Here is a 19,455-nt window from a genome sequence, read left to right on the forward strand (position 1 = left end):
GCCGGTGGAGACCCTGCGGTGCCGCATGGCCGCCGGTTGTCCTGTGGTCATGGTTCACAGCTGTTCCTTGATGACGGTGTTGCGGAGTTCCCCGATGCCTTCCACCGTGGTGATCAGTTCCTGTCCGGGGCGAAGGAACACCTTCGGATCGCGACCGGCGCCCACGCCGCCCGGGGTGCCGGTGAGGATCAGGTCGCCGGGCAGCAGCGTGATGATGGTGCTGATGTACGCGACGGTCTCGGCCACGTCGAAGAGCAGGTCCGCGGTGTTGGACTTCTGCATGGTGTGCCCGTCGACGCTGCAGGAGATGTCCAACCCCGAGGCACCGGGCGGGAGCTCGTCGGGGGTGACGAGCGCGGGCCCGACCGGGGTGGTGGCCTCGAAGGTCTTGCCGGAGAGGAACTCACGGGTACGGTGCTGCCAGTCCCGCACGGTGATGTCGTTGGCGACCGTGTAGCCGGCGACATACTCCAGGGCCCTCTCGCGCGGCACGTGGCGGCCGGGGCGTCCGACGACGACTGCCAACTCGGCTTCCCAGTCGAGATCGTCGCTGACCGGCGGCGTGTGGATGTCGTCGTGGGCGCCGATCAGGGAGCCGTCGTATTTCGCGAAGAGGGTGGGATGGGCGGGGGTGGGGCGGCCCATCTCCTCGATGTGCGTGGCGTAGTTGAGACCCAGGCAGACGATCTTGTTCGGGTGGGGGACCAGTGGGGCGAGTGACGACTCGGCCAGGGGCAGGCGCTCGCCGTCGGCGGAGGCCGCACGCTCGTGCCAGTCGTCGCCGGTTGCAAGCAGCGCGCCCACGTCGGCGTAGGGGAGCAGGACGAGTTCGTCGCCTTCCTGCCGGGCGGCGGAGGTCACGCGGTCGTCGGCGATACGGACGGTGCTCAGTCTCATCGGGGTACTCCTGGGGAGTCGTACGGGATCTCGGGGGCGAGATCGGAGGTGGCGGTGGTGGTGCCCGTGGTGGGGCGGGGGCGTGCGAAGCGCCGCAGCGTCACGCCGACGTACTGGGCCCGATCGGGGGCGAATACGGCGGCCACGAACCGGTCAGGACGTACGAGGACGAAGGATCCGGTCAGCCCGGCGAGGAGGGCGTCGAGTCGGCCGTCGGCGTCGGTGATCCCCGTTCGGCCGGCCCGGTCACGCGGTGTGCGGTCGTCCAGGAAGACATCCACGGCGGTGGCCTCGGGGAGGCCGGCCCGGACGACGGTTGCCCAGTCGGTGTCGCTCACGCCGATCCCCAGCAGGCTCCAGCCCTGTCCGAGGATGTCGTCGAGCCGTGCGGGGCGGTGGTGCGGTCCGTGCAGCACCCGTGGCTGCGGCAGCATCGTGCCGACCAGCCCACTGCCCGCGCCGTTCGTCGGGAGGACGGCCCCCGCCCGTAGCCGGGTGTCGGGGCGGTAGCGCATCTCGGTGAGGTAGCGGCGAGCCGGCGGGATGTGCATGGCAGTGCGCACCAGCGCGTCGCGCAGCAGGGCACGCGGGCGGCTGGTGGTCATGACGATCCGGCCGAGGCGCACGGAGAGGTCGATCACGGCGCGGGCGTGCGGGCGCCGCTCGCTGTCGTAGGTGTCGAGCATCGCGTCACCGGCCCGGCCCGCCAACACCTCGGAGATCTTCCAGCACAGGTTGGCCGCGTCCCGGATCCCGGAGTTGAGGCCCTGGCCGGCGAACGGCGGCATCATGTGCGCGGCGTCGCCGAGCAGGAAGCAGCGGCCCTCGCGCAGCCGGTCGGCCAGCAACGCGTGGAAGCTGTAGGCGACCGCGCGCTCGATCTGGTCGGGCGTTATCTCCCGGTGGGGCCGCAGGAGTTCGCGCACGAGGGCGAACGGGGGAGAGGTACCGGCCTCGCACTCGCCCGGCTTGAGGCGGAACTCGTAGCGGCAACGCCCGTCCTGGCCCGGGACGATGACGACGGGTCGGTCGGGGTCGCCGTGGTGCATGCCGTAACGCTGGTCGTGCGTGTCCTCGAGGGTGTCGGCCACCAGCCACACGTCAGGGAAGCTGCGTCCCCGCATGGGGACGGACAGCAGGTCGCGCACGGTGCTGCGGCCGCCGTCGCAGCCGAGGACGTACGAGACGTCCAACTCCTCGACCGGCCCGTCCTCCCCGCCTGTTCGCAGGGACACGCGCACCCGGTCGGGGTGCTGGGCGAGGGCGGTCAGCCGGGTGCCGAAACGGACGTCGACGCCGGGCAGGCGGCGCAGCTGCGTACACAGCACCCGCTCCAGGTCGGGCTGGGCGAAGGGGTTCTTGAACGGATGTCCCAGGCGCTGGTCGCCAGTGCCCCGGGCGTGCACGAGCGGCCGCCCGCCCACGCCGAAGTATCTCGTGCCGGTGCCCGGCACAAGGATCGGGTAGACCGCCTCGTCCAGGCCGCCGGCCGACTGCAGGGTACGGAGGGACTCGTCGTCGAGGCTGATCGCCTTGGCGTCGTTGCTTGTGGTGGTGTTGCGCTCCACCAGCAGCACCCGTACACCTCGCGAGCCGAGCAGATGGGCGGCCGTCAGCCCGGTCGGTCCGGCGCCGACGACCAGGACAGGCGGCGTCTCGGATGTCGTGGGCATGGGACTACTGGACCGGCTGGTAGGCCGGTCCGCCCTCGGTCAGCAGCCGCTCGACCTCGGCCATGATCTCCTCGGGGGACAGGTCCAGATCGATGCTCTTGCGGAACGGCTGGCGCACGTCACGCTCCAGGCGGAGGTAGACCTCGTTGCGGTTGCCCTCGGGATCGAAGAAGTAGATCCCGATCGCGTTGCCGTGGGTGACCTCCTGCTGGACCTCGATGCCCTCGGCGCGGAACCGGTGGTGGAAGTCGATGATCGACTCCAGTGAGTCCACCCGCCAAGACACCTGGTGCGTGAGCTTGCTTCCGGCTGGGGCGGTCCGGCCCTCCTGGAGCACGAACTCGTGGTGCTCCTCGTCCGGGCGGGACGAGAAGAACACGATGCGCCGCTCCTCGTCCTCATCGGTCACCGTCAGCCCCAGGACCCGGCTGTAGAAGTCGCGCATCTTTTCGAGGTCGTCGACCCAGAAGCCGGTGTGCCCGAGCCCAGTGATGCTCATACTGTCTCCAATATCAGGACTGAGTAACTGATTTATAGGACGCTAGCGGTCGGATCTCCGGTCGTCAATCGCAAAATTCCGCCTTCATGCCCCTTGACTGGAGGCAAGTCCGCAGTGCACGGTCCTGCCAAATGAAACCCAAGTCCGGGTTTCCGAGACATGGTGTCCGGTGCGTCGCTCAGTCAACGGCGTCCACGGAGCACCGCCGGAGGCATCCCTCATGACCGATCCCGCTGCCGAGAGCCCCGCTCCCTCTCCGAACACGCCCGCTCCGCTGGGCCGCGCCACGCTGGTGGCGGCCTGCTTCGCCATCTGCGTGGCTCAGATCGGCATTCCCCTGGCCTCGCCGCTCATCGGTGAGATACAGCAGGACCTCGGGGCGTCGGCCGCCGCCCTGGCCTGGATCCCGGCCGCGTTCATCCTCCCGACGGCCATCCTGGAGCTGAACTTCGGTGTCCTCGGCGACCTGTTCGGACGAAAGCGCCTGCTGGTCCTCGGCGGGCTGCTGATCACGGCCGGCTGCCTGGTCGTCGCCACCGCGGGCTCGATGACCCAGCTGATCGCCGGCCAGGCGATGGCCGGCCTGGGAGCCGCAGCGATCTTCCCCTCCTCGCTGGCGGTGATCGTCGCGGGCACCTGGGAGCCCGTCGCCCGCGCCAGGGCCCTGTCGTACTGGGCACTCAGCCTCGCCTTCGGCGCGATGATCGCCCCGCTGATCAGCGGCTTCATCGCCGAGCACGCCCACTGGGGCTGGGCTTTCGTTCCGCTCGCGGTGCTCGGCCTGGTCACCTCCGCCGTCAGCGGTCGCTGGGTCGTCGACTCCCGCCAGGCCACCGCCGACCGCGGCCTCGACCGGCCCGGCCAGCTCACCATCGCCGTGTCCCTGCTGGCGCTGCTCTACGCCGTCATCGAGGGCGCGAGCGACGGCTACTCCGAGCCCCACATCGTGCTCGCCTTCGTCCTCGCCGCCGCCTCCTTCACGGCGTTCCTCGCCGTGGAGCGCAGATCACGGGCGCCGATGCTGCGCCTGGACCTGTTCCGCACCCCCGCCTTCGCCGCGGCCGCCGCCATCGGACTGCTCGCCCTGTTCGGCTTCATCGGCACGGCCTATGCGCTCAGCATAAAGTTGGAGGCAGTCCACCACGTCTCCCCGTTCCAGGCCGCTCTGCCCTTCGCGCTCGTTCAGGCGGTCCCGCTGCTGCTCACCCCGTTCCTGCCGAAACTGCTGCAGCACGTGCACCCCCGCACCCTGCTGGTCGGCGGGCTGCTGTCGCTCGCCGCCGGAGAGTTCTGGATGGCACTGCTGCCGGGCGACGCGACGGGCCTCGCGTCCATGACCGGACCGATCCTGCTGATGGGAGTCGGCTTCATCACGATGTTCTCGTCGCTGACGGCCGTCGCGGTCGGCACGGTCGACATCCGGTACGCCGGCATGGCCAGCGCGGTCACCAGCCTCGTCCGAGAGACCGGGCAGGCCCTCGGCCCCGCGGTCGTCGGCGCCGTCGCACTCGGCACGGCGAGCAGCGGCCTGGCCGACAAGCTCGCTTCCTCCGGCCTTCCGCCACAGGCTCTGGGCGTAGCCGAGGCCGTCAACACCGAAGGAGGCGCACTCGCAGTCGCCAACGCCGACCTCGGCAGCCTATCGGGCGCCGTGGCCCCGCTCGCCCGCGAGACCCTCGAATCGGGCCTTGATCTCAGCATGTACGTCTGCGCTGGCGCCGCCCTGGCAGGCGCGGTAATCGCCGCTCTCGCCCTGCGGCACAGCGGAGCCGCTGATGCCATGGCCGTCGGCACGTCCGCCCAGGAGGCGGCCACCGCACCGGCCGGCGCCCCGAACTCCGTCAAGTCGCTCCCCAGCGCCTGACCATCAGCCCCGAGGGCACAGCCGTAACAGCCCCTGACATGGAACGGGACACCATGACTCTTCTGGACAGCAGCACCTGGGAAGGCCGCATCTTCTCTGGCTCGGGTGAGTGGATCATCGGCACCGGCGAGGAGTACGACGCCGTCGAGCCCGCGACCGGCAAGACGTTGGGCCGCGTCGGCACCGCCACACCGGCCGACGTGGACAGGGCGGTGGAGCGGGCGGTGCGGGCCCAGCGGGAGTGGGCCGCGCGGCCGTATTCCGACCGTGCCGCTGTCCTGCGCCGCGCCGCGCGTCTCTTCGAGGAGCACCAGCAGGAGATCGAGACCTGGCTGGTACGGGAGTCCGGTGCGATTCGGCCGTTCGCCGCCCTGCAGGTCAGCAGCGGTGGTGCGGAGGAGTGCTTCGAGGCCGCCGCCCTGGCCGGGGCGCCCTACGGTGAGCTGCTGCGTTCCGGGCAGCAGCGGCTGTCCTTCTCCCGCCGCACCCCCGTCGGGGTCGTCGGCGTCATCGCCCCGTTCAACGTGCCGATCATCCTGGCCATGCGGGCCGTGGCCCCGGCGCTCGCCCTCGGCAACGCGGTCGTCCTCAAGCCGGACCCCCGCACCGCGATCAGCGGCGGTGCCGTCTTCGCCCGTGTCTTCGAAGAGGCGGGCCTGCCTGCCGGTCTGCTGCATGTCCTGCCCGGCGGGGCGGACGTCGGGGCAGCCGTCGTGGAACATCCGCAGGTTCCTGTCATCGCGTTCACGGGTTCCACTCGGGCCGGGCGCGCCATCGGTATCGCCGCGGCCCGGCACCTCAAGCGGGTCCACCTGGAACTGGGCGGGAACTCCGCGCTCGTCGTGATGGACGACGTCGACCTGGAGCAGGCTGCCTCGGTGGGCGCCTGGGGGTCCTTCGTCCACGCCGGCCAGATCTGCATGGCCAGCAGCCGTCACCTCGTCCACGCCTCGGTCGCCGACGACTACACCGCTCTGCTCGCCCAGCACGCCGACGCGCTCAGGGTGGGCGACCCGGCCACCGAGGACGTCGCCGTCGGACCGCTCATCGACAGCGCTCAGCGCGACAACGTCCACCGCATCGTCACGGACACGGTCGAGGCCGGCGCCCGGCTTGCCGCGGGTGGCACCTACGAGGGCCTGTTCTACCGGCCCACCGTGCTCACCGGCGTACCGCTCACCGCGCCCGCGTACGCCGAGGAGATCTTCGGTCCCGTCGCGCCCGTCGTCCCCTTCCGGGACCTGGACGAGGCGGCCGGGCTCGCCGCCGGCACCGAGTACGGACTGTCCCTCGGTATCCTCACCCGGGACGTCGCGAAGGGCCTCGCCCTGGCGGACCGCGTGCCCACCGGACTGGTCCACATCAACGACCAGACGGTCAACGACGAACCGAACATCCCCTTCGGCGGCGTCGGCGACTCCGGCACCGGCGCCCGTCACGGTGGCTCCGTCGCCAACCTCGAGGCCTTCACTGAACAGCAGTGGGTCACCGTACGCGGCGAACTCCCGCGCTACCCGTTCTGACCGCCCCGACACACCAACCCGCACGGAGAGCCCCATGCCCGCGAACCCCATGACCGTCGTTCCCCGCGGTACCGGAGAGAGCCCCGTCGGCGCCGGAGCCGACTGGCACACCGGCAACAGGTTCCTCAACGGCCCCTTCGCGCCCTGGACGGAGGAGAACGAGGCGTACGACCTGGAGGTGGACGGCGAGATACCGTCCGACCTCGCGGGCGCGCTGTTCCGCGTCTCCTCCAATCCCCGCTTCCAGCCCCGCAACACCGACCGCTACCACTGGTGGGAGGGCGACGGCATGGTATGCGGTGTCTATCTCCGCGAAGGCAAGGCCGCCTACCGCACCCGCTGGGTCCAGACCGACTCGATGAAGGTCGAGGTGGAGGCCGGCGAGGCGATCTACAGCGGCTTCGTCAACGGCGGCACCCAGGGCCGACTGCCCAAGGGCGCCCCGCGCGCCAAGAACGTCGCCAACATCAACGCCGGCCTCTTCGACGACCACCTGCTTGTCTACTTCGACGGCGGACTGCCGCACGCGCTGGACCCCGAGACGCTGCGCACCCTCGGCACGTACGACTTCCACGGCGGCGTCGACGTCCTGTGCACCGGCCACTACAAGACCGACCCGGACACCGGCGACATGCTGTTCTTCGCCGCGGTCGGACCCACCATCACCTGGTACCGCGCCGACGTGAAGACGGCCGAGATCAAGGACTCGCATTCCTTCGACATCGGCGTGCCGGTCCTCATGCACGACTTCGCGGTGAGCGACACGTACGCGATCTTCTTTGTCACGCCCGCCCAGTTCCGCCTCGACCTGGTGGCCCAGAGCAGGCCCGGCGTCGTCTGGGACGAGAGCTCCCTTGAACACGGCGTCCAGATCGTCCTGATGAACCGCCACACCCATGAGATCACCTGGCACGAGCTCGGCGGCCACTGGGCCAACACCCACTTCTACAATGCCTACGAGCAGGACGGTGAGCTGATCGTCGACGGGCACCGGATCAGCCGCCTCGGCAGCCCGGTCGACCGTCTCTCCACGCCGGTGGGCTCCCACGAGTGGTTCCCGCCGGCGCTGCCCTACCGCTGGCGCGTCGACCTGGCGACCGGACGGGCCACGGAGGAGATGATCAGCGGCGTCTTCGGCGAGTTCCCGAAGATCAACGACGCCTACACGGGTCGGCCCCACCGCTACGGCTACTTCGTCACCACGCGCAGCCTGGCCGACGACACCATGTCCGACGGCCTCGCCCGTCACGACTACCTTCTCGACAGCACCACCGTCGTTGAAGGACCCGACGGCCTGACCAGCCCGAGCGAACCGGTCTTCGTGGCCCGTGAGAACGCCCGCGGCGAGGACGACGGCTACCTGCTCTCGCTGTGGTGGAACCGCGCCACCGACCTGAGCGAGCTCCTCGTCCATGACGCGGCCGACCTGCGCCGCACCCCGCTGGCCCGGGTCAAGCTCCCCAGCCGGGTGCCGTTCGGCTTCCACGGAAGCTGGGCCGAACACGACGTTCTGGACCGTGCCATCGCAGCGAAGGGCGACGACAGGTAGCGGCGTTGCTCCGGATCCGGTCCTCCGGTTCCGCTGCGACGCCGGCGAGAATCCCATCCCAGGAACGGCTGAACAAGGAGGTCCGCCGCCGCACCGATGGGGTCGGCATCTTCCCCGACCACCCCGCCCTGATCCGCCTGGTCGGAGCGGTGCTGGCCGAGCAGAACGACGATTGGACCGAAACCCGTCGATACATGGCCTCGGCCTCCTGGCCAAGGCCCGCCTCCACCCGATCGAGTCAGAAACTTACGAGACCGCCCTCCCGACCGACTAGCCTCAAAGAAGAGATCACCGAGTGGCCGTCGATACACCACTCCCGCGGAGTGACCCGCTCCACCGCGTGCGATGTTCTGCCGTCGGACAGGGCCACTCCAACAACCGGGTCTGCACCTGGGGCTGTTCGACTGAATCCCGGCCGTTGCGCACTCCACCCAGGCACGCGAGCTGCCGGGTGCCCTGCATCCGCGCATTCCCTCGAAGCCGACGTAGCGCCTCTCTGCCCATGCGCCCGTCCCGCTTGAGAGGGTCTCAGAAGCGTGTGACAACTCAGCGGTGCAGCCGTGCCGCTATCGCACTGCCGCCAAACGGCCAGGATGGGTGCCACGCCTTTCCTGGGCGCTTCACTGCAGGGCCGAACTCCATAGCCGCCGGATGCGGCCCGCCCGGAACCAACCGTCAATCCCGAGGCTGTACGGGCGGGCCGGGGCCTTCCACCTGTGGCCAGGTCTCAGTCACCCAGCCCGCCACGGCCTCCTCGTCGCGCTCGATCGCCCGGCGGGCCGGGACCTGGTGATTGAAACCGTGCCCGTGCGGCATCCGCGCGATCGCCGACAGCGTCATGCTCGTGCGGAACCGGCGCCTTGGCGAGCTCCTGCTCGAGCACGGTGAACAGGGCCTCACTCAGCTTGGGCCGTGACGTGGGCCCGGCAGACCGCAGCCCCTCGGTGCCGGCGTCGTGCCACGCCCGGCGCCGACGCCGCACCGAGCGCACACTTACCCGTAGGTGCTTGGCGACCTCGGCATCGGCGGCACCCGCAGCGAATCGCTCCGCGGCCTCCAGCCGGATTCGCTCGCGAAACGCCTGCCGTTCAGGCATACCGCGACGATTCATCGTCTGCCCCCAACGACATCACGCCGCGAAGGTCAGTAGAACCGCTCGGCCACCATGTGTTCCCGCATCCGGCCATGAAACCGATTCCTCGCTCCGTGCGCCTGCGACCCAGTCCCGTAGAACCGGTGGTGCACGCCCTTTGCTCGTCGCCTGCTGTTCGGGGGACCGCGGGAAGTCTGCTCGGTGGAACCGGAGGATTCGGTGAGGCGTCCAGCTCACCCGGGGTGTGGCCGTGGGTGAGCGCGTTGCCCAGCAGGTTGGCGACGGCGCGGCGCAGCAGTCCCGCGTCGGCGAGGACGACCACGGCTTCGGCCCGGACGGCCACTTGGTGCCCGTGCGCCGGGGTGTCGGCGACGACGGCATCGACGAGCTGGTCGAGCCGTAGTGGCTCCCGTTCCAGCGGGACGGCGCCGGCCATCAGCCGGGCGCGGGTGAGCAGGTCGTCGACCAGCTCGCTCATCCGGGTGGACTGGCGCAGTGTGCGGCGCAGCACTTCGTGGCTGTCCGCCTCCCCGCGCAGGCCGGTCTCGGCGAGCAACCGCATCGAGGTGACGGGTGTGCGCAGGTCGTGGGCGGCGTCGGCGAAGAAGGCCTCTTGCTGGTCGAGTGCCGTGAGCGCCGGCCGGACGGCGCGTCCGGCGAGCCAGCGGCCGGCCATGGCCGAAAGGGCTACCAGGACCGCACAGGCGATGGTGAGGAACAGCCTCAGCCGCCCGTGGCTGTCCAGGTGCCCGGAGATGTCGACGGCCGCGACCACCACGGCGTCCGTCGTGCCGGCCGGTCCGGTGACGGGCTCGGCGGACAGGCGCAGCCGACGGCCCCCTTCACCGGAACCGGACCAGCCGCCGGTGCCATTCACGGTTCCGTCCCGGCCATTGCCCGAGGCGTCCGCCGCCACCGTGCCCGAGGTGGCGTCGAGCTTGTACCAGAGGGCCAGGCCGTCGGTGATCTCCGCCGCCCGGGCAGGGGCCGCCGGATCGACGACGCCGCCAGAAACGAGACGGCGGCCGCCACGGCTGCCAGAGCGCCCTGCCGGAAACTCGGGCGGCGCTGTGCTGTCACGCCGCGCGTTCGAAAAGTATCCGGCATGCCGGACAGCTCCTTTCGGTCTGGTGGAGCGATCGGTGGGTGGGGGCGCCGTGCAGGCGCCCCCACCTTGTCGGGTCGGATCAGTCCGTCACGCGGAAGGTGGCGTCGCCGCGCCCTGTCGCGGTGGTGATCGGGTCGAGCTTCAGTTGGTAGGCGTAGTGGCGGATGTAGCGGTCGGGGTGGTTGTAGGACTGGAAGGAGGACCAGGTGGGCTCGGCGAGGCCAGCGACCTGCTTGAAGGTGGCGTCCGCGGCGAACTGGGCGGTGCCGTCGTTGCGGACCAGCTGGAAGTCGTAGTTGGCGTGGCGCAGGAAGTAGCCGGGGTTGTTCACCGACTCGAAGGAGACGGTGCCGGTGCCGGCCAGACCGGGCCGGATCCGGAACTTGGCGTCGTCGCTGGTGATGTTCTGGTCGATGCGCACGTCGAAGTTGGCGTGCCGGACGTACCGGTCCTGGAAGTTGAACGACTGGAGCCGCTTGGCGGGGGTGTTGACGTACCGGGCGAGGACCCGGGTTTCCTCCGCGGCGGTGAGCGTCATGATCGAGCCGTGGCGCTTCTTGTTGACGCCCAGGCTGTAGCTGCCCGATGCCGGGAGCTGGTAGGTGCCGACGGCGGAGGGATTGGTCGTCGTGACCGGCATGTACCCGCCGCGGGAGGCGTACTGGTCGAGGTACAGGGTCCACTCGTTGCGGTCGCGGAACTTCATCCACATCGGGCCCTCGACCTGGGCGCCGGTCAGGCCGATGCCGGAGAGGTTGCCGAGATTGGTCCACGTCCCGAGGATCGAGTTGCTGCCTTCGAGGGTGATCTGTCCGTCACCGGAGGCCCGTACGTAACGGTAGTTGCCGACACCGGCCGGGACCTCGACGATCTGGGTGTCGATGAGTTCCTGGGCACCGGGCCGGTCGATGTAGATCTGCGGGGTGGTGATGGAGCGGAAGTCGCTGGTGCGGGCGTAGAAGATGCGGTGCTTGGTCTTGCCGTCGAGGGGCACGTTCGTCGCCCAGTACAGGACGTAGTCGTTGGTCTCCGGGTTCCAGATCGCCTCCGGCGCCCAGGCGTTGCGCCCGTCAGGGATCGCGCCGGCCACGTTGAGCAGCCACGGCTCCGACCAGCTGACCAGATCCGTCGACTCCCACACCACGATGCTGCGGCTGCCGTTGTTGATGGAGCCGTCCACCGTCGAGCCGCAGCCCCAACACAGGTCGGTCGCGATGATCCAGTACTTGCTGCCGTCAGGGGACCTCACCAGCGCGGGGTCACGCACGCCCTTGGTGCCGACCGTGGAGCGCAGGATCGGCGCTCCACCGTTGAGGTCGTTCCAGTGCAGGCCGTCCGCGCTGTGCGCGAGGTACATCTGCTGACCGGCAGAACCCTCCCCGGTGAAGTGCAGCATCAGATAGCCCGGGTCCGCGGCGGCCGCCCGCTCGGGTGCGGCCAGGGATTGGGAGGTGAAGAAGAGGCCGACGGTGAGGAATATCGCCGCGAGCCGGGTGAGCAGCCTTGCCATGTGCGTGTCCTGTCTTTTCTTTCTACGGGTGCCGGGACGGGGCGGCAATGTGATTCCGGGCGCGTGACCACTGGAAGCCGGTGGCTGTGCCGATGGCGCGTTGTCCGATCAGGGCCAGGTCAGTGCCCGAGGCGCCGACGTCGCTGACGCGCGCGAGGGGAGTGGCCGTACCCGTCCCGGCCGTCTCGCTGGGGCGAGGACAGCGAGCGCCGTGGCCGTGGAGAAACGCCGGGGGGCGATCTGTTCCATGCCGGCAGTGGCGGGAGCAACGCTCATGACAGAGACATCCTTGTTTCACGTCGCGGAGCGGAAGCGAGGGCGACTGGGCAGTGACTCACGAATGACATCTCGTTCGACATATCGGACATCATTCGTGGATTCGGCAAAAGTTAGAGCGGGGTTAAAGCGGGTGTCAAGATGGGTGAAGACCGCAGAAACAGCGTTGCTCCTCCGTTCCCTCCGTCCCCTGACCTCTGGACGGGGTCGTGCTACAGGAGACGCACCGACACGTCGCCCATAACGGAAAGCACGCGACGTGACGAAGGCGTACGGCGACACCTGAGAGGCGACCCCCACGAAGCCCGAGAGTTCGCCGTGGCAAACTGTCGTGGCTGACCGTTTCCCGCGCTCCTGCTTTCCCGGTGACGAGGGGGAACCGCGTGAACGGGCTGGACCACCATGTCTGTTGGTGCCATGGAGATCACAACGTCGTACGCACATCTGCGGTGCTGGGCAGATGGGCAAGGTGTGGCAAGGACACGTCATCGATGGCACGCGCTTCGTGGTCCCGGCGTCCGGTGTGACGCCGAGGCACGTGCTGTGCGCGGTCGGCGTGGGCACTGGATCCCGATGTCATCAGCCGGGTGGTCGAGGAGGCGGGCGGCGGGGACTTCGAACTCGACGCGTTCCAGCGAGAGCCGGACCCCCGGATGCATGAGGCGTTTGACTCCGCGCTCCACTCCCGCAGGATCATCGACGACTGGGCCGCGGTGGACGCACACGACTCGGTCGCCTACGTCCCGCGATCTCCCAGGCCACCGGTCTCGACGTGTCCCGCCGGGCGCTGGCCCTGACCGCAGCCCTGCTGGCCAACGGGGTCACCGCGGTGAAGAACGAATCCAGGGGGTTGGCCTGCGGTCGGGAGCGGTGGCTGGCCCTGGCGAGCGAGGCGGCGGCCGCCGAGACCGCGGACGACCTGGTCCTCGCCCTCGTCCGGGCGTGGGCCGTGCGGGTGATCCACGACGGGGGGCTACTACAGCTACATCGGGCAGCTCGCCATGCAGACCTGCATGCGCGAGGTCGGCGAACTCGCCCGCGAGCACAGGCGCGGGCAGTGGAACAACGACGCCCACACCCCCGACGATCCGACGCCGGGCGGTTACCGCGACTACACGGGCATGGTGCCGATGCTGGCCACCACCCTGCGCCTGCTCGCGGCCCACGGCCCGCACGGGCCGGTGTGGTGGCGCTACGGCCACATGACTTGGCAAGCCCTCGCCGACGCCCTGGTTGCTGGTTGGGCTTCCGGGGCAGGGTAGCGTGAGCTGCTGATCATGTGATTGGATCCGCGCCGTTTTTCGTGCCGGCCACCGCGTGAATGACACACCGGACGAGGAAACAGCGGCTGACCGATGAACACGAAGACCAGACCCTTCCTGCCCTCCGGACGGCCGCTCGGAGCCGTCGGCCTGGGCTGTGCCGGAATGAGCCCCTGGATGTACGCCCGCCCGCAACCCGACGACCAGGCTTCAGCCGCGCTGCTGCACACAGCCTTGGACCTTGGCGTCACACTCCTGGACACCGCGGGCGTATACGGTGAAGGTCACAACGAGACGCTGATCGGCCAGACCTTGGGCCTCCGCCGCTGCGAGGCGTTCCTCGCCACCAAGGTCGGCTTGGTCGTGGACGACCTCGCGGCCATGGCGCTGCATCGCGACGGCAGACCAACACACCTGCGCAACGCGGTCGAGGCGAGCCTGCGCCGCCTGCGTACCGACACCGTGGACCTGTGCTACCTGCACCGTATCGACCCGGCCGTGCCTCTGGAGGACAGCTGGGGCGCCCTCGCCGAAATGGTGGCAGAGGGCAAGATAGGCCACCTCGGCCTCTCGGACGTCCGCACCCAGGAGGCCGAACAGGCACATCGCATCCACCCCGTCGCCGCCATCCAGTCCGAGCTCTCCCTTTGGTCTCGACTATCGCTCGGCACCCGGGCACATGAGGAGGACACCGTCGGCTGGTGCGCCCGCAACGGTGCCTTGTTCGTCCCCTTCGCGCCCCTGGGACGCGGATTCCTCACCGGCACCATCACCCCCAACACCCCCTTCCCGCCCAGCGACCTGCGCGCCCGCCACCCCCGCTTCACCCCTCCGGCCCGCGCAGCGAACCTACAGATCGTCACCGTCCTGCGCACGGTGGCAGAGCGCCACGCCGTGACCCCGGCCCAGATCGCTCTCGCCTGGACTCTCGCCCAGGGCCAGCACATCATCCCCATCCCCGGTACTACCCGCCCGACGTACCTACGGGACAACATTCACGCAGCGGACCTAGAACTGACGCCCCAAGACCTCGCCGATCTCAACAACGCACCCCCGGCGACCGAGGACCACTCCTGACAACCATCACTCACAGGCGAAACGCTCCAAGACCACCCACAGGGCACCTGGCCTGCGGACGGACCTCACAGGAGAAGGGCGGCGGTCAGGGTGAGCAGGGAGCGGGGCAGGGGCACAGCAGTCGTCACGCGACGGCCTCCCATCTGGTTATGTACGTGACTGCGGGAGCCGTTTCGATGTGAAGCGCTCCGGGTCTGATGGAGGCTCCGGACTGTCCCGAGTTGCGTGGAGTCGAGTTGCCTGGTTTCAGGCTACCGGCGGGGTGCGGAGTTCGTACTCCACCGGACTGAGCATGCCCAGCGCGGAATGCCTGCGCTGTCGGTTGTGGAAGATTTCCAGGTACTCAAAGAGTGCGGTGGACAGCTCCAGACGCGTTCGCCACCGTCTGCGGTTGAGCAGTTCAACCTGGACCCGGGCCCAGAAGGACTCCATCATCGCGTTGTCCACGCAGTCCCCGATGGAGCCCATCGAGGGCAGCAGGCCGGAGGCCCTCGCGCGCTGGGTGAACGCCCAGGACCCGAACTGCACTCCGTGGTCGGAATGGATGATGGTGCCACCCGGCCGCGGGGAGCGGTTGCCGATGGCCATGGCCAGGGCGTTGGTGGTCAGGGCCGCAGTGGGCGAGGCGTCGATCGACCAGCCCACCACGCGTCGGGAGAACGTGTCCAGGACGACCGCGCAGTACACCCTTCCTTCCAGAGTGGGGTGCTCGGTGATGTCCGTGACCCATAACTGGTCGCGGGCGTGACGGGTGAAGTTGCGCTCCACCAGGTCGGTGACGGACGGGGTCACGTGCTTGGCGCGGTGGCGCCGGTTGCCGGGCAGGCCGTGCAGGCCGGCGCGCTGCATCAGCAGTTCCACGGTGCCGTGGCTGACATGGATGCTCAGGCCCAGACGGAGCTCGGCGTGCACCCGGCGGGAGCCGTAGGTACCGCGGGAGGCGGTGTGGATGCCCACGATGGCCTCGGTCAGCCACGCGTGCTTGACCAGCCGGTTCGACGGCGGACGGTCCCGCCAGGCGTAGTACCCGGACTCGGCGACATGCAGCACCCGGCAGGCCAGCTGCACCGGAAGGTGCTCACGGGCCATCACGCGGATGGCTTCGAACCGTCTTTTGGGGACGTCACCTCACCCAGCAGTTCGGCAGCCCGCCGGTGGATGGCCACCTCAGCCTCCAGCTCGGCGATACGCTTGCGGGCCGCAGCGAGCTCGGACAGGTCGCTGCTGTTCGTGCCGGGCAACTGCCCCGTATCGATGAGGTACTGGCGACGCCAGACATAGATCGTCTGGTCGCTGATGCCCAGGAGCCGGGCGACCTCAGCGACCTTCCTTCCGGATGCGACGAGATCGAGAACCTTGCGGCGGAATTCGGGCGGATATCTGCGGGGCATCACGGCCTCCGGAAGCTGCTGGATCGTCAATTGTCCAGCAATCCGACTCCATCAGACCCAGGGCAGACCACTCGATTCCCTGAGAGGATCGAGTCATGGCGCGTCCGTCCCCCTATCCGTCCGAGCTTCGTGAGCGTGCGGTGCGCATGGTCGCGGAGATCCGTCCCAACTACCCGACCGAGTGGGCCGCGATGAAGGCAATTGCGGCGAAGTTGGGCATCGGTGCCGCAGAGACGGTGCGGACGTGGGTCCGCAAGGCCGAGGTCGACGCCGGCCGGCGGCCCGGCACCACGTCAGACGAGGCCGCGGAGATCAAGCGGCTCAAGGCCGAGAACGCCGAGCTGCGGGCGAACGAGATCTTGAAGGCGGCGTCGGCTTTCTTCGCGGCCGAGCTCGACCGGCCGTCGAAGCGCTCGTAGCGTTCATCGACGCTCACCGCGAGGTGTTCGGAGTCGAGCCGATCTGTCGAGTCCTGACCAGCCACGGACTCAAGATCGCGACGAGCACCTACTACGCGGCGAAGAACCGCGCTCCCAGGACCCGGACAGTCCGCGACGCGGAGCTGAGGAGGCAGATCAGCCGTGTCCACACGGACAACTTCGGCGTCTACGGGGTCGCGGAAGGTCTGGCGGCAGCTGCATCGTGAAGGCATACCGGTGGCCCGCTGCACGGTCGCCCGGCTGATGCAAGGCCTCGGTCTCCAGGGCGCCCGACGAGGGAGGAAGATCCGCACCACCATCCGGGACGACGGCCACGAGCGGGCCGCTGACCTGCTCAGGCGCGACTTCACCGCGTCTCGCCCGAATCAGCGGTGGGTCGCCGACTTCACGTATGTCGCCACCTGGTCCGGGGTCGTCTACGTCGCGTTCGTCGTGGATGTGTTCTCCCGGGCGATCGTCGGCTGGTCCGCCTCCACCAGCAAGCGGGCCAAGCTCGTCCTCGACGCCGTGGACATGGCCTTGTGGCGCCGTGACCGAGCCGGAACTCCCGCTGGTCCGGGGCTGGTTCATCATTCGGATGCGGGCAGTCAATACACGTCTTTCGCGTTCACCGCGCACCTCCTCGAGGCCGGCATCGACGCCTCGATCGGTACGGTCGGAGACGCTCTGGACAACGCCCTCATGGAATCCCAGATCGGCCTCTACAAAACCGAGTTGATAAAGCCCCGCAGGCCCTGGCATGGCCTGGCCGACGTCGAACTCGCCACAGCGGAATGGGCCGACTGGTTCAACTACCAGCGTCTCCACACCGCGATCGGGCACATCCCGCCCCACGAGCACGAGATCAACTACTACGCTCAACACCAGCCCCAACCGGCGGCGGGAGTCAGCGTATAGAGCCTCCACCGATCCCGGAGCGCTTCATTGTGCTGTTTCCCGTATGAGTCGGCTCGTGAAGCCCACGGCGCACAGTCGCGCGTTCCGCAGGCAAGGGCGGACACTGCTGCCATCCAATCGCAGATCCCTGGTGATGGAGAGGCGCGGAAACAATCTTGCACCTCTGCGGCGTTGTCGATCACCGAGCCGAGGAGGGGAAGAGTGTCGGGCCTGAAGCTGTTCCACACGACGGAAGGCAACGTGACAGAGGTCGCGCCGCGCCTTGCCGAGGTCGAGGCGGATGTGCAGGGTCTCGTCGAGGCGCACATGCAGACAATGCTGGGCGTGCGGTTCCTGGCGAGCGAGTACAGCACCGGTCCTGTGCACGGGGGACGTATCGACTCGCTCGGCCTAGACGAGAACAACGCGCCCGTGATCGTCGAGTACAAGCGCGGCACCGACGCCGGCGTGATCAACCAGGGCCTCTTCTACATGTCCTGGCTCCTCGATCATCGGGATGCGTTTCACCGGTTGGTGCGCGAGCGGCTCGGACCGGCGGTCGCTTCCCAGGTTGTGTGGAGCGCGCCACGGCTCATCTGCGTGGCCGGTGACTTCAACCGCTACGACGTCCATGCCGTTCGTGAGCACCGCCGCAGCATCGACCTGGTGCGCTACCGCTTTTACGGCGCCGAGCACCTGGGCCTGGAGACCGTGGCCTCGGTCGTCGGACAGCCTGTGGGCGCCCGGTCGGGAAGCCGTGCGGCCGCAGCCCCGCGAGCGCGCGGGGGAGCGAGTGGGATGGAGGATCTGGCGGCGGCGGTCGATGAGGTTCTGCGGGGTCTGGGCGGTGACGCGATCGCGGTGCAGCGCCAGCAGTACCGCGCCTTCCGGCGACTTCGGAACTTCGCCTGCGTGTGCACCCCGCGGCAGTCCAAGGTACTGGTGTACCTCAAGGTGGACCCCACACAGGTAGAACTGTCTCCGGGGTTCACCCGTGATGTCACGGGGCTGGGGCACCACGGTACGGGGGACCTGGAAGTGCGATTGCGCACGGACCGGGATCTGGAGCGGGCCGAAGGCCTGTTCCGTCTCGGCTACGCCGTGGCGTAGAGGCTTTATAGCGGCGAGACATCCAGCAGTACCGTGCGGTCAGGACTTTGGCGGTGGAATGGGGCAAGTCCCGGTTCCTGCGACCGACACTCCGCCGCTATAGTGCGTGCCCGATCTGACACGGCAGTCGGCCTGTCCCAGCAGTCACAGTCGACGGCTCTTCGGGAGAGGCTGGTGTGGCGCCGGGGGCGGGGCTGTGGTGTTGGTCTGGCTTGTGTATTGGGCTGCTTGACGAGGGTGGGTCCGGCGGGTGCCGGTTCCGTGCGCGAGTTCTTCGGCGAGGTGGGCGAGGAGGCCGGCGGGGGTGTAGGCGGAGGCGTGAATGGCCCACGTGGGGTGGTTGATGCTGGGGCCGGCCCAGAGGGTCCACGTATCGAGGTGGGTGTGGGGTGTTTGGGCGGCGAAGGCCTCGAATTGCACACCGACGTCTCCCCGGCTGGTCTGCCAGCACAGCCAGCGTCCGTCCACGGTGTGGGTCCAGCCCGCGTCGGTGAGGGGGCGGGCAGCTTCGGTGACGGTTTTGTCGATGGCGGGGCTGCCGATGGCTGGCTCCCAGGCGTCACCGGCGGCGAGAACCGCGAGCAGGGTGTTCAGGACGGGGGCGGGAGTGGAGGCGGTGACGGTCATGTGCCACATGCGGTCGCTGACCGGGGTCTCGTACGCGGCGATGGTCCACTTCAGGTCCCGGGATCGGGCGTTATGGTCGAAGAGGACGCGCAGGGTGAGCGATTCGTGGTTGGCGATGGTGGTGTTGTCGTCCCAGGTCCGGTACTTCTCCCAGTCGTGGTTCTCGCTGAGGAAGTGGTTCAGCACCGTTTCGTGGTCGCCGGGGTCGGCGGCGTAGGCGGGCACTCTTTCCACGTGTGCGTTTGATGGGTCCGGCGTGGTATCGGCTGCGTAGAGGCTGGTGCGGGCGCGGGCGGTCTGCTGTTCGGTGTCGGACATGGGGGCGGATCCGGGGCGTAGGGCGTCGCCGTAGAGACGCTGGAAGGAGGCGAGGGCCTGGGCGGGGGACTCGAGTCTGTCGACGATGCTGCGCAGATGGTTCTCGCCGTGCAAGGAGACGGTCTCCCCGTTGAGGTATGTGGGGGTATTGGCGGTGGTGACGCCTTCGGCGCGCAGGGCGTGGGCGGCCTGGTGGGCCCAGTAAGGCTCTTCGTGGTCGATCCGTGCTAGCACCATCGTGTGCTCGTCGAGGTCTTCGAAGCCGCGGACGGCCAGCAGGGCCTGGGCGGCGCTGCGGTGGGTGCCCGGAGAGCATGGCGGCCATGGCGCTCGCGTGGGCTGGGTGGGTGTCGAAGCGTACG

Annotated in this window: 13 protein-coding genes and 4 pseudogenes; 8 read left to right on the plus strand and 9 right to left on the minus strand. The window is 69.0% G+C overall.

The genetic code is table 11. The features are described 5' to 3' along the window. Positions 1 to 54: 54 nt before the first annotated feature. From M8J73_RS34935 to M8J73_RS34945, 3 genes are read right to left on the minus strand one after another with little or no spacing between them, the layout of a single operon-like run. The gene (locus M8J73_RS34935) at positions 55 to 897 is read right to left on the minus strand and encodes a fumarylacetoacetate hydrolase family protein (protein WP_249829507.1); all 843 of its coding nucleotides are present in this window, start codon (positions 895 to 897) and stop codon (positions 55 to 57) included. After that, complete coding sequence (locus tag M8J73_RS34940) at positions 894 to 2,570, minus strand: bifunctional 3-(3-hydroxy-phenyl)propionate/3-hydroxycinnamic acid hydroxylase (protein WP_249829508.1); 1,677 nt, start codon at positions 2,568 to 2,570, stop codon at positions 894 to 896. Before M8J73_RS34940 ends, M8J73_RS34935 begins: the two co-directional genes overlap by 4 nt. Positions 2,571 to 2,574: 4 nt before the next feature. Beyond that, on the minus strand, positions 2,575 to 3,069 hold the full coding sequence (locus tag M8J73_RS34945; RefSeq protein ID WP_055539555.1) for a VOC family protein: 495 nt from the start codon (positions 3,067 to 3,069) through the stop codon (positions 2,575 to 2,577). Positions 3,070 to 3,289: 220 nt separating this feature from the next. Between M8J73_RS34945 and M8J73_RS34950 the strand changes: the two genes are divergently transcribed. From M8J73_RS34950 to M8J73_RS45795, 4 genes and pseudogenes are all read left to right on the plus strand, one after another. After that, entirely contained in the window at positions 3,290 to 4,933 is a 1,644-nt protein-coding gene (locus M8J73_RS34950) for an MFS transporter (RefSeq protein ID WP_055539554.1), read from the plus strand. Positions 4,934 to 4,986: 53 nt separating this feature from the next. Beyond that, positions 4,987 to 6,456, plus strand: coding sequence for a benzaldehyde dehydrogenase (locus M8J73_RS34955; protein ID WP_055539553.1), 1,470 nt, complete (start codon positions 4,987 to 4,989; stop codon positions 6,454 to 6,456). 34 nt (positions 6,457 to 6,490) lie between these two features. Next, positions 6,491 to 8,005, plus strand: a complete 1,515-nt coding sequence (locus M8J73_RS34960; protein ID WP_079054921.1) for a carotenoid oxygenase family protein — start codon at positions 6,491 to 6,493, stop codon at positions 8,003 to 8,005. Between the two features lie 62 nt (positions 8,006 to 8,067). After that, positions 8,068 to 8,279 (plus strand): annotated as a pseudogene (locus M8J73_RS45795) (transposase); the annotation flags it as partial. Between the two features lie 401 nt (positions 8,280 to 8,680). On the opposite strand, the gene M8J73_RS34970 reads toward M8J73_RS45795, so the two are convergent. The 4 genes and pseudogenes from M8J73_RS34970 to M8J73_RS34985 form a co-directional block, all read right to left on the minus strand. After that, positions 8,681 to 8,845 (minus strand): helix-turn-helix domain-containing protein, encoded by a 165-nt coding sequence (locus M8J73_RS34970; RefSeq protein WP_308408372.1) that lies wholly within the window; start codon positions 8,843 to 8,845, stop codon positions 8,681 to 8,683. A gap of 100 nt (positions 8,846 to 8,945) precedes the next feature. Beyond that, positions 8,946 to 9,116, minus strand: a pseudogene (locus M8J73_RS34975) (helix-turn-helix domain-containing protein); the annotation flags it as partial. Next, the gene (locus M8J73_RS34980) at positions 9,094 to 9,975 is read right to left on the minus strand and encodes a histidine kinase dimerization/phospho-acceptor domain-containing protein (protein WP_055539552.1); all 882 of its coding nucleotides are present in this window, start codon (positions 9,973 to 9,975) and stop codon (positions 9,094 to 9,096) included. The pseudogene M8J73_RS34975 and the gene M8J73_RS34980, both read right to left, overlap by 23 nt. A 310-nt stretch (positions 9,976 to 10,285) precedes the next feature. Then, positions 10,286 to 11,716, minus strand: a complete 1,431-nt coding sequence (locus tag M8J73_RS34985; protein ID WP_055539551.1) for a glycoside hydrolase family 43 protein — start codon at positions 11,714 to 11,716, stop codon at positions 10,286 to 10,288. 1,277 nt (positions 11,717 to 12,993) lie between these two features. Between M8J73_RS34985 and M8J73_RS34990 the strand changes: the two genes are divergently transcribed. After that, positions 12,994 to 13,254, plus strand: a complete 261-nt coding sequence (locus M8J73_RS34990; RefSeq protein WP_055539549.1) for a hypothetical protein — start codon at positions 12,994 to 12,996, stop codon at positions 13,252 to 13,254. A gap of 93 nt (positions 13,255 to 13,347) precedes the next feature. Next, a complete protein-coding gene (locus M8J73_RS34995; protein ID WP_107467889.1) occupies positions 13,348 to 14,331 on the plus strand; it encodes an aldo/keto reductase in 984 nt (327 codons plus the stop codon). Positions 14,332 to 14,577: 246 nt separating this feature from the next. Here the strand turns inward: M8J73_RS34995 and M8J73_RS35000 are convergent. Further along, positions 14,578 to 15,722: pseudogene (locus M8J73_RS35000) on the minus strand (IS3 family transposase). 95 nt (positions 15,723 to 15,817) lie between these two features. On the opposite strand from M8J73_RS35000, the pseudogene M8J73_RS35005 reads away from it, so the two are divergent. Together M8J73_RS35005 and M8J73_RS35010 are read left to right on the plus strand one after the other, a co-directional pair. Then, positions 15,818 to 17,059 (plus strand): annotated as a pseudogene (locus M8J73_RS35005) (IS3 family transposase). Positions 17,060 to 17,260: 201 nt separating this feature from the next. Beyond that, positions 17,261 to 18,148, plus strand: a complete 888-nt coding sequence (locus tag M8J73_RS35010; RefSeq protein ID WP_055540937.1) for a DUF5655 domain-containing protein — start codon at positions 17,261 to 17,263, stop codon at positions 18,146 to 18,148. 144 nt (positions 18,149 to 18,292) lie between these two features. On the opposite strand, the gene M8J73_RS35015 is transcribed toward M8J73_RS35010, so the two are convergent. Continuing rightward, positions 18,293 to 19,330 (minus strand): SPDY domain-containing protein, encoded by a 1,038-nt coding sequence (locus M8J73_RS35015; RefSeq protein ID WP_055540936.1) that lies wholly within the window; start codon positions 19,328 to 19,330, stop codon positions 18,293 to 18,295. Positions 19,331 to 19,455: the final 125 nt, after the last annotated feature.

Origin of the sequence: Streptomyces neyagawaensis (genome assembly GCF_023516595.1) — a bacterium.
Lineage (GTDB): Bacteria > Actinomycetota > Actinomycetes > Streptomycetales > Streptomycetaceae > Streptomyces > Streptomyces neyagawaensis.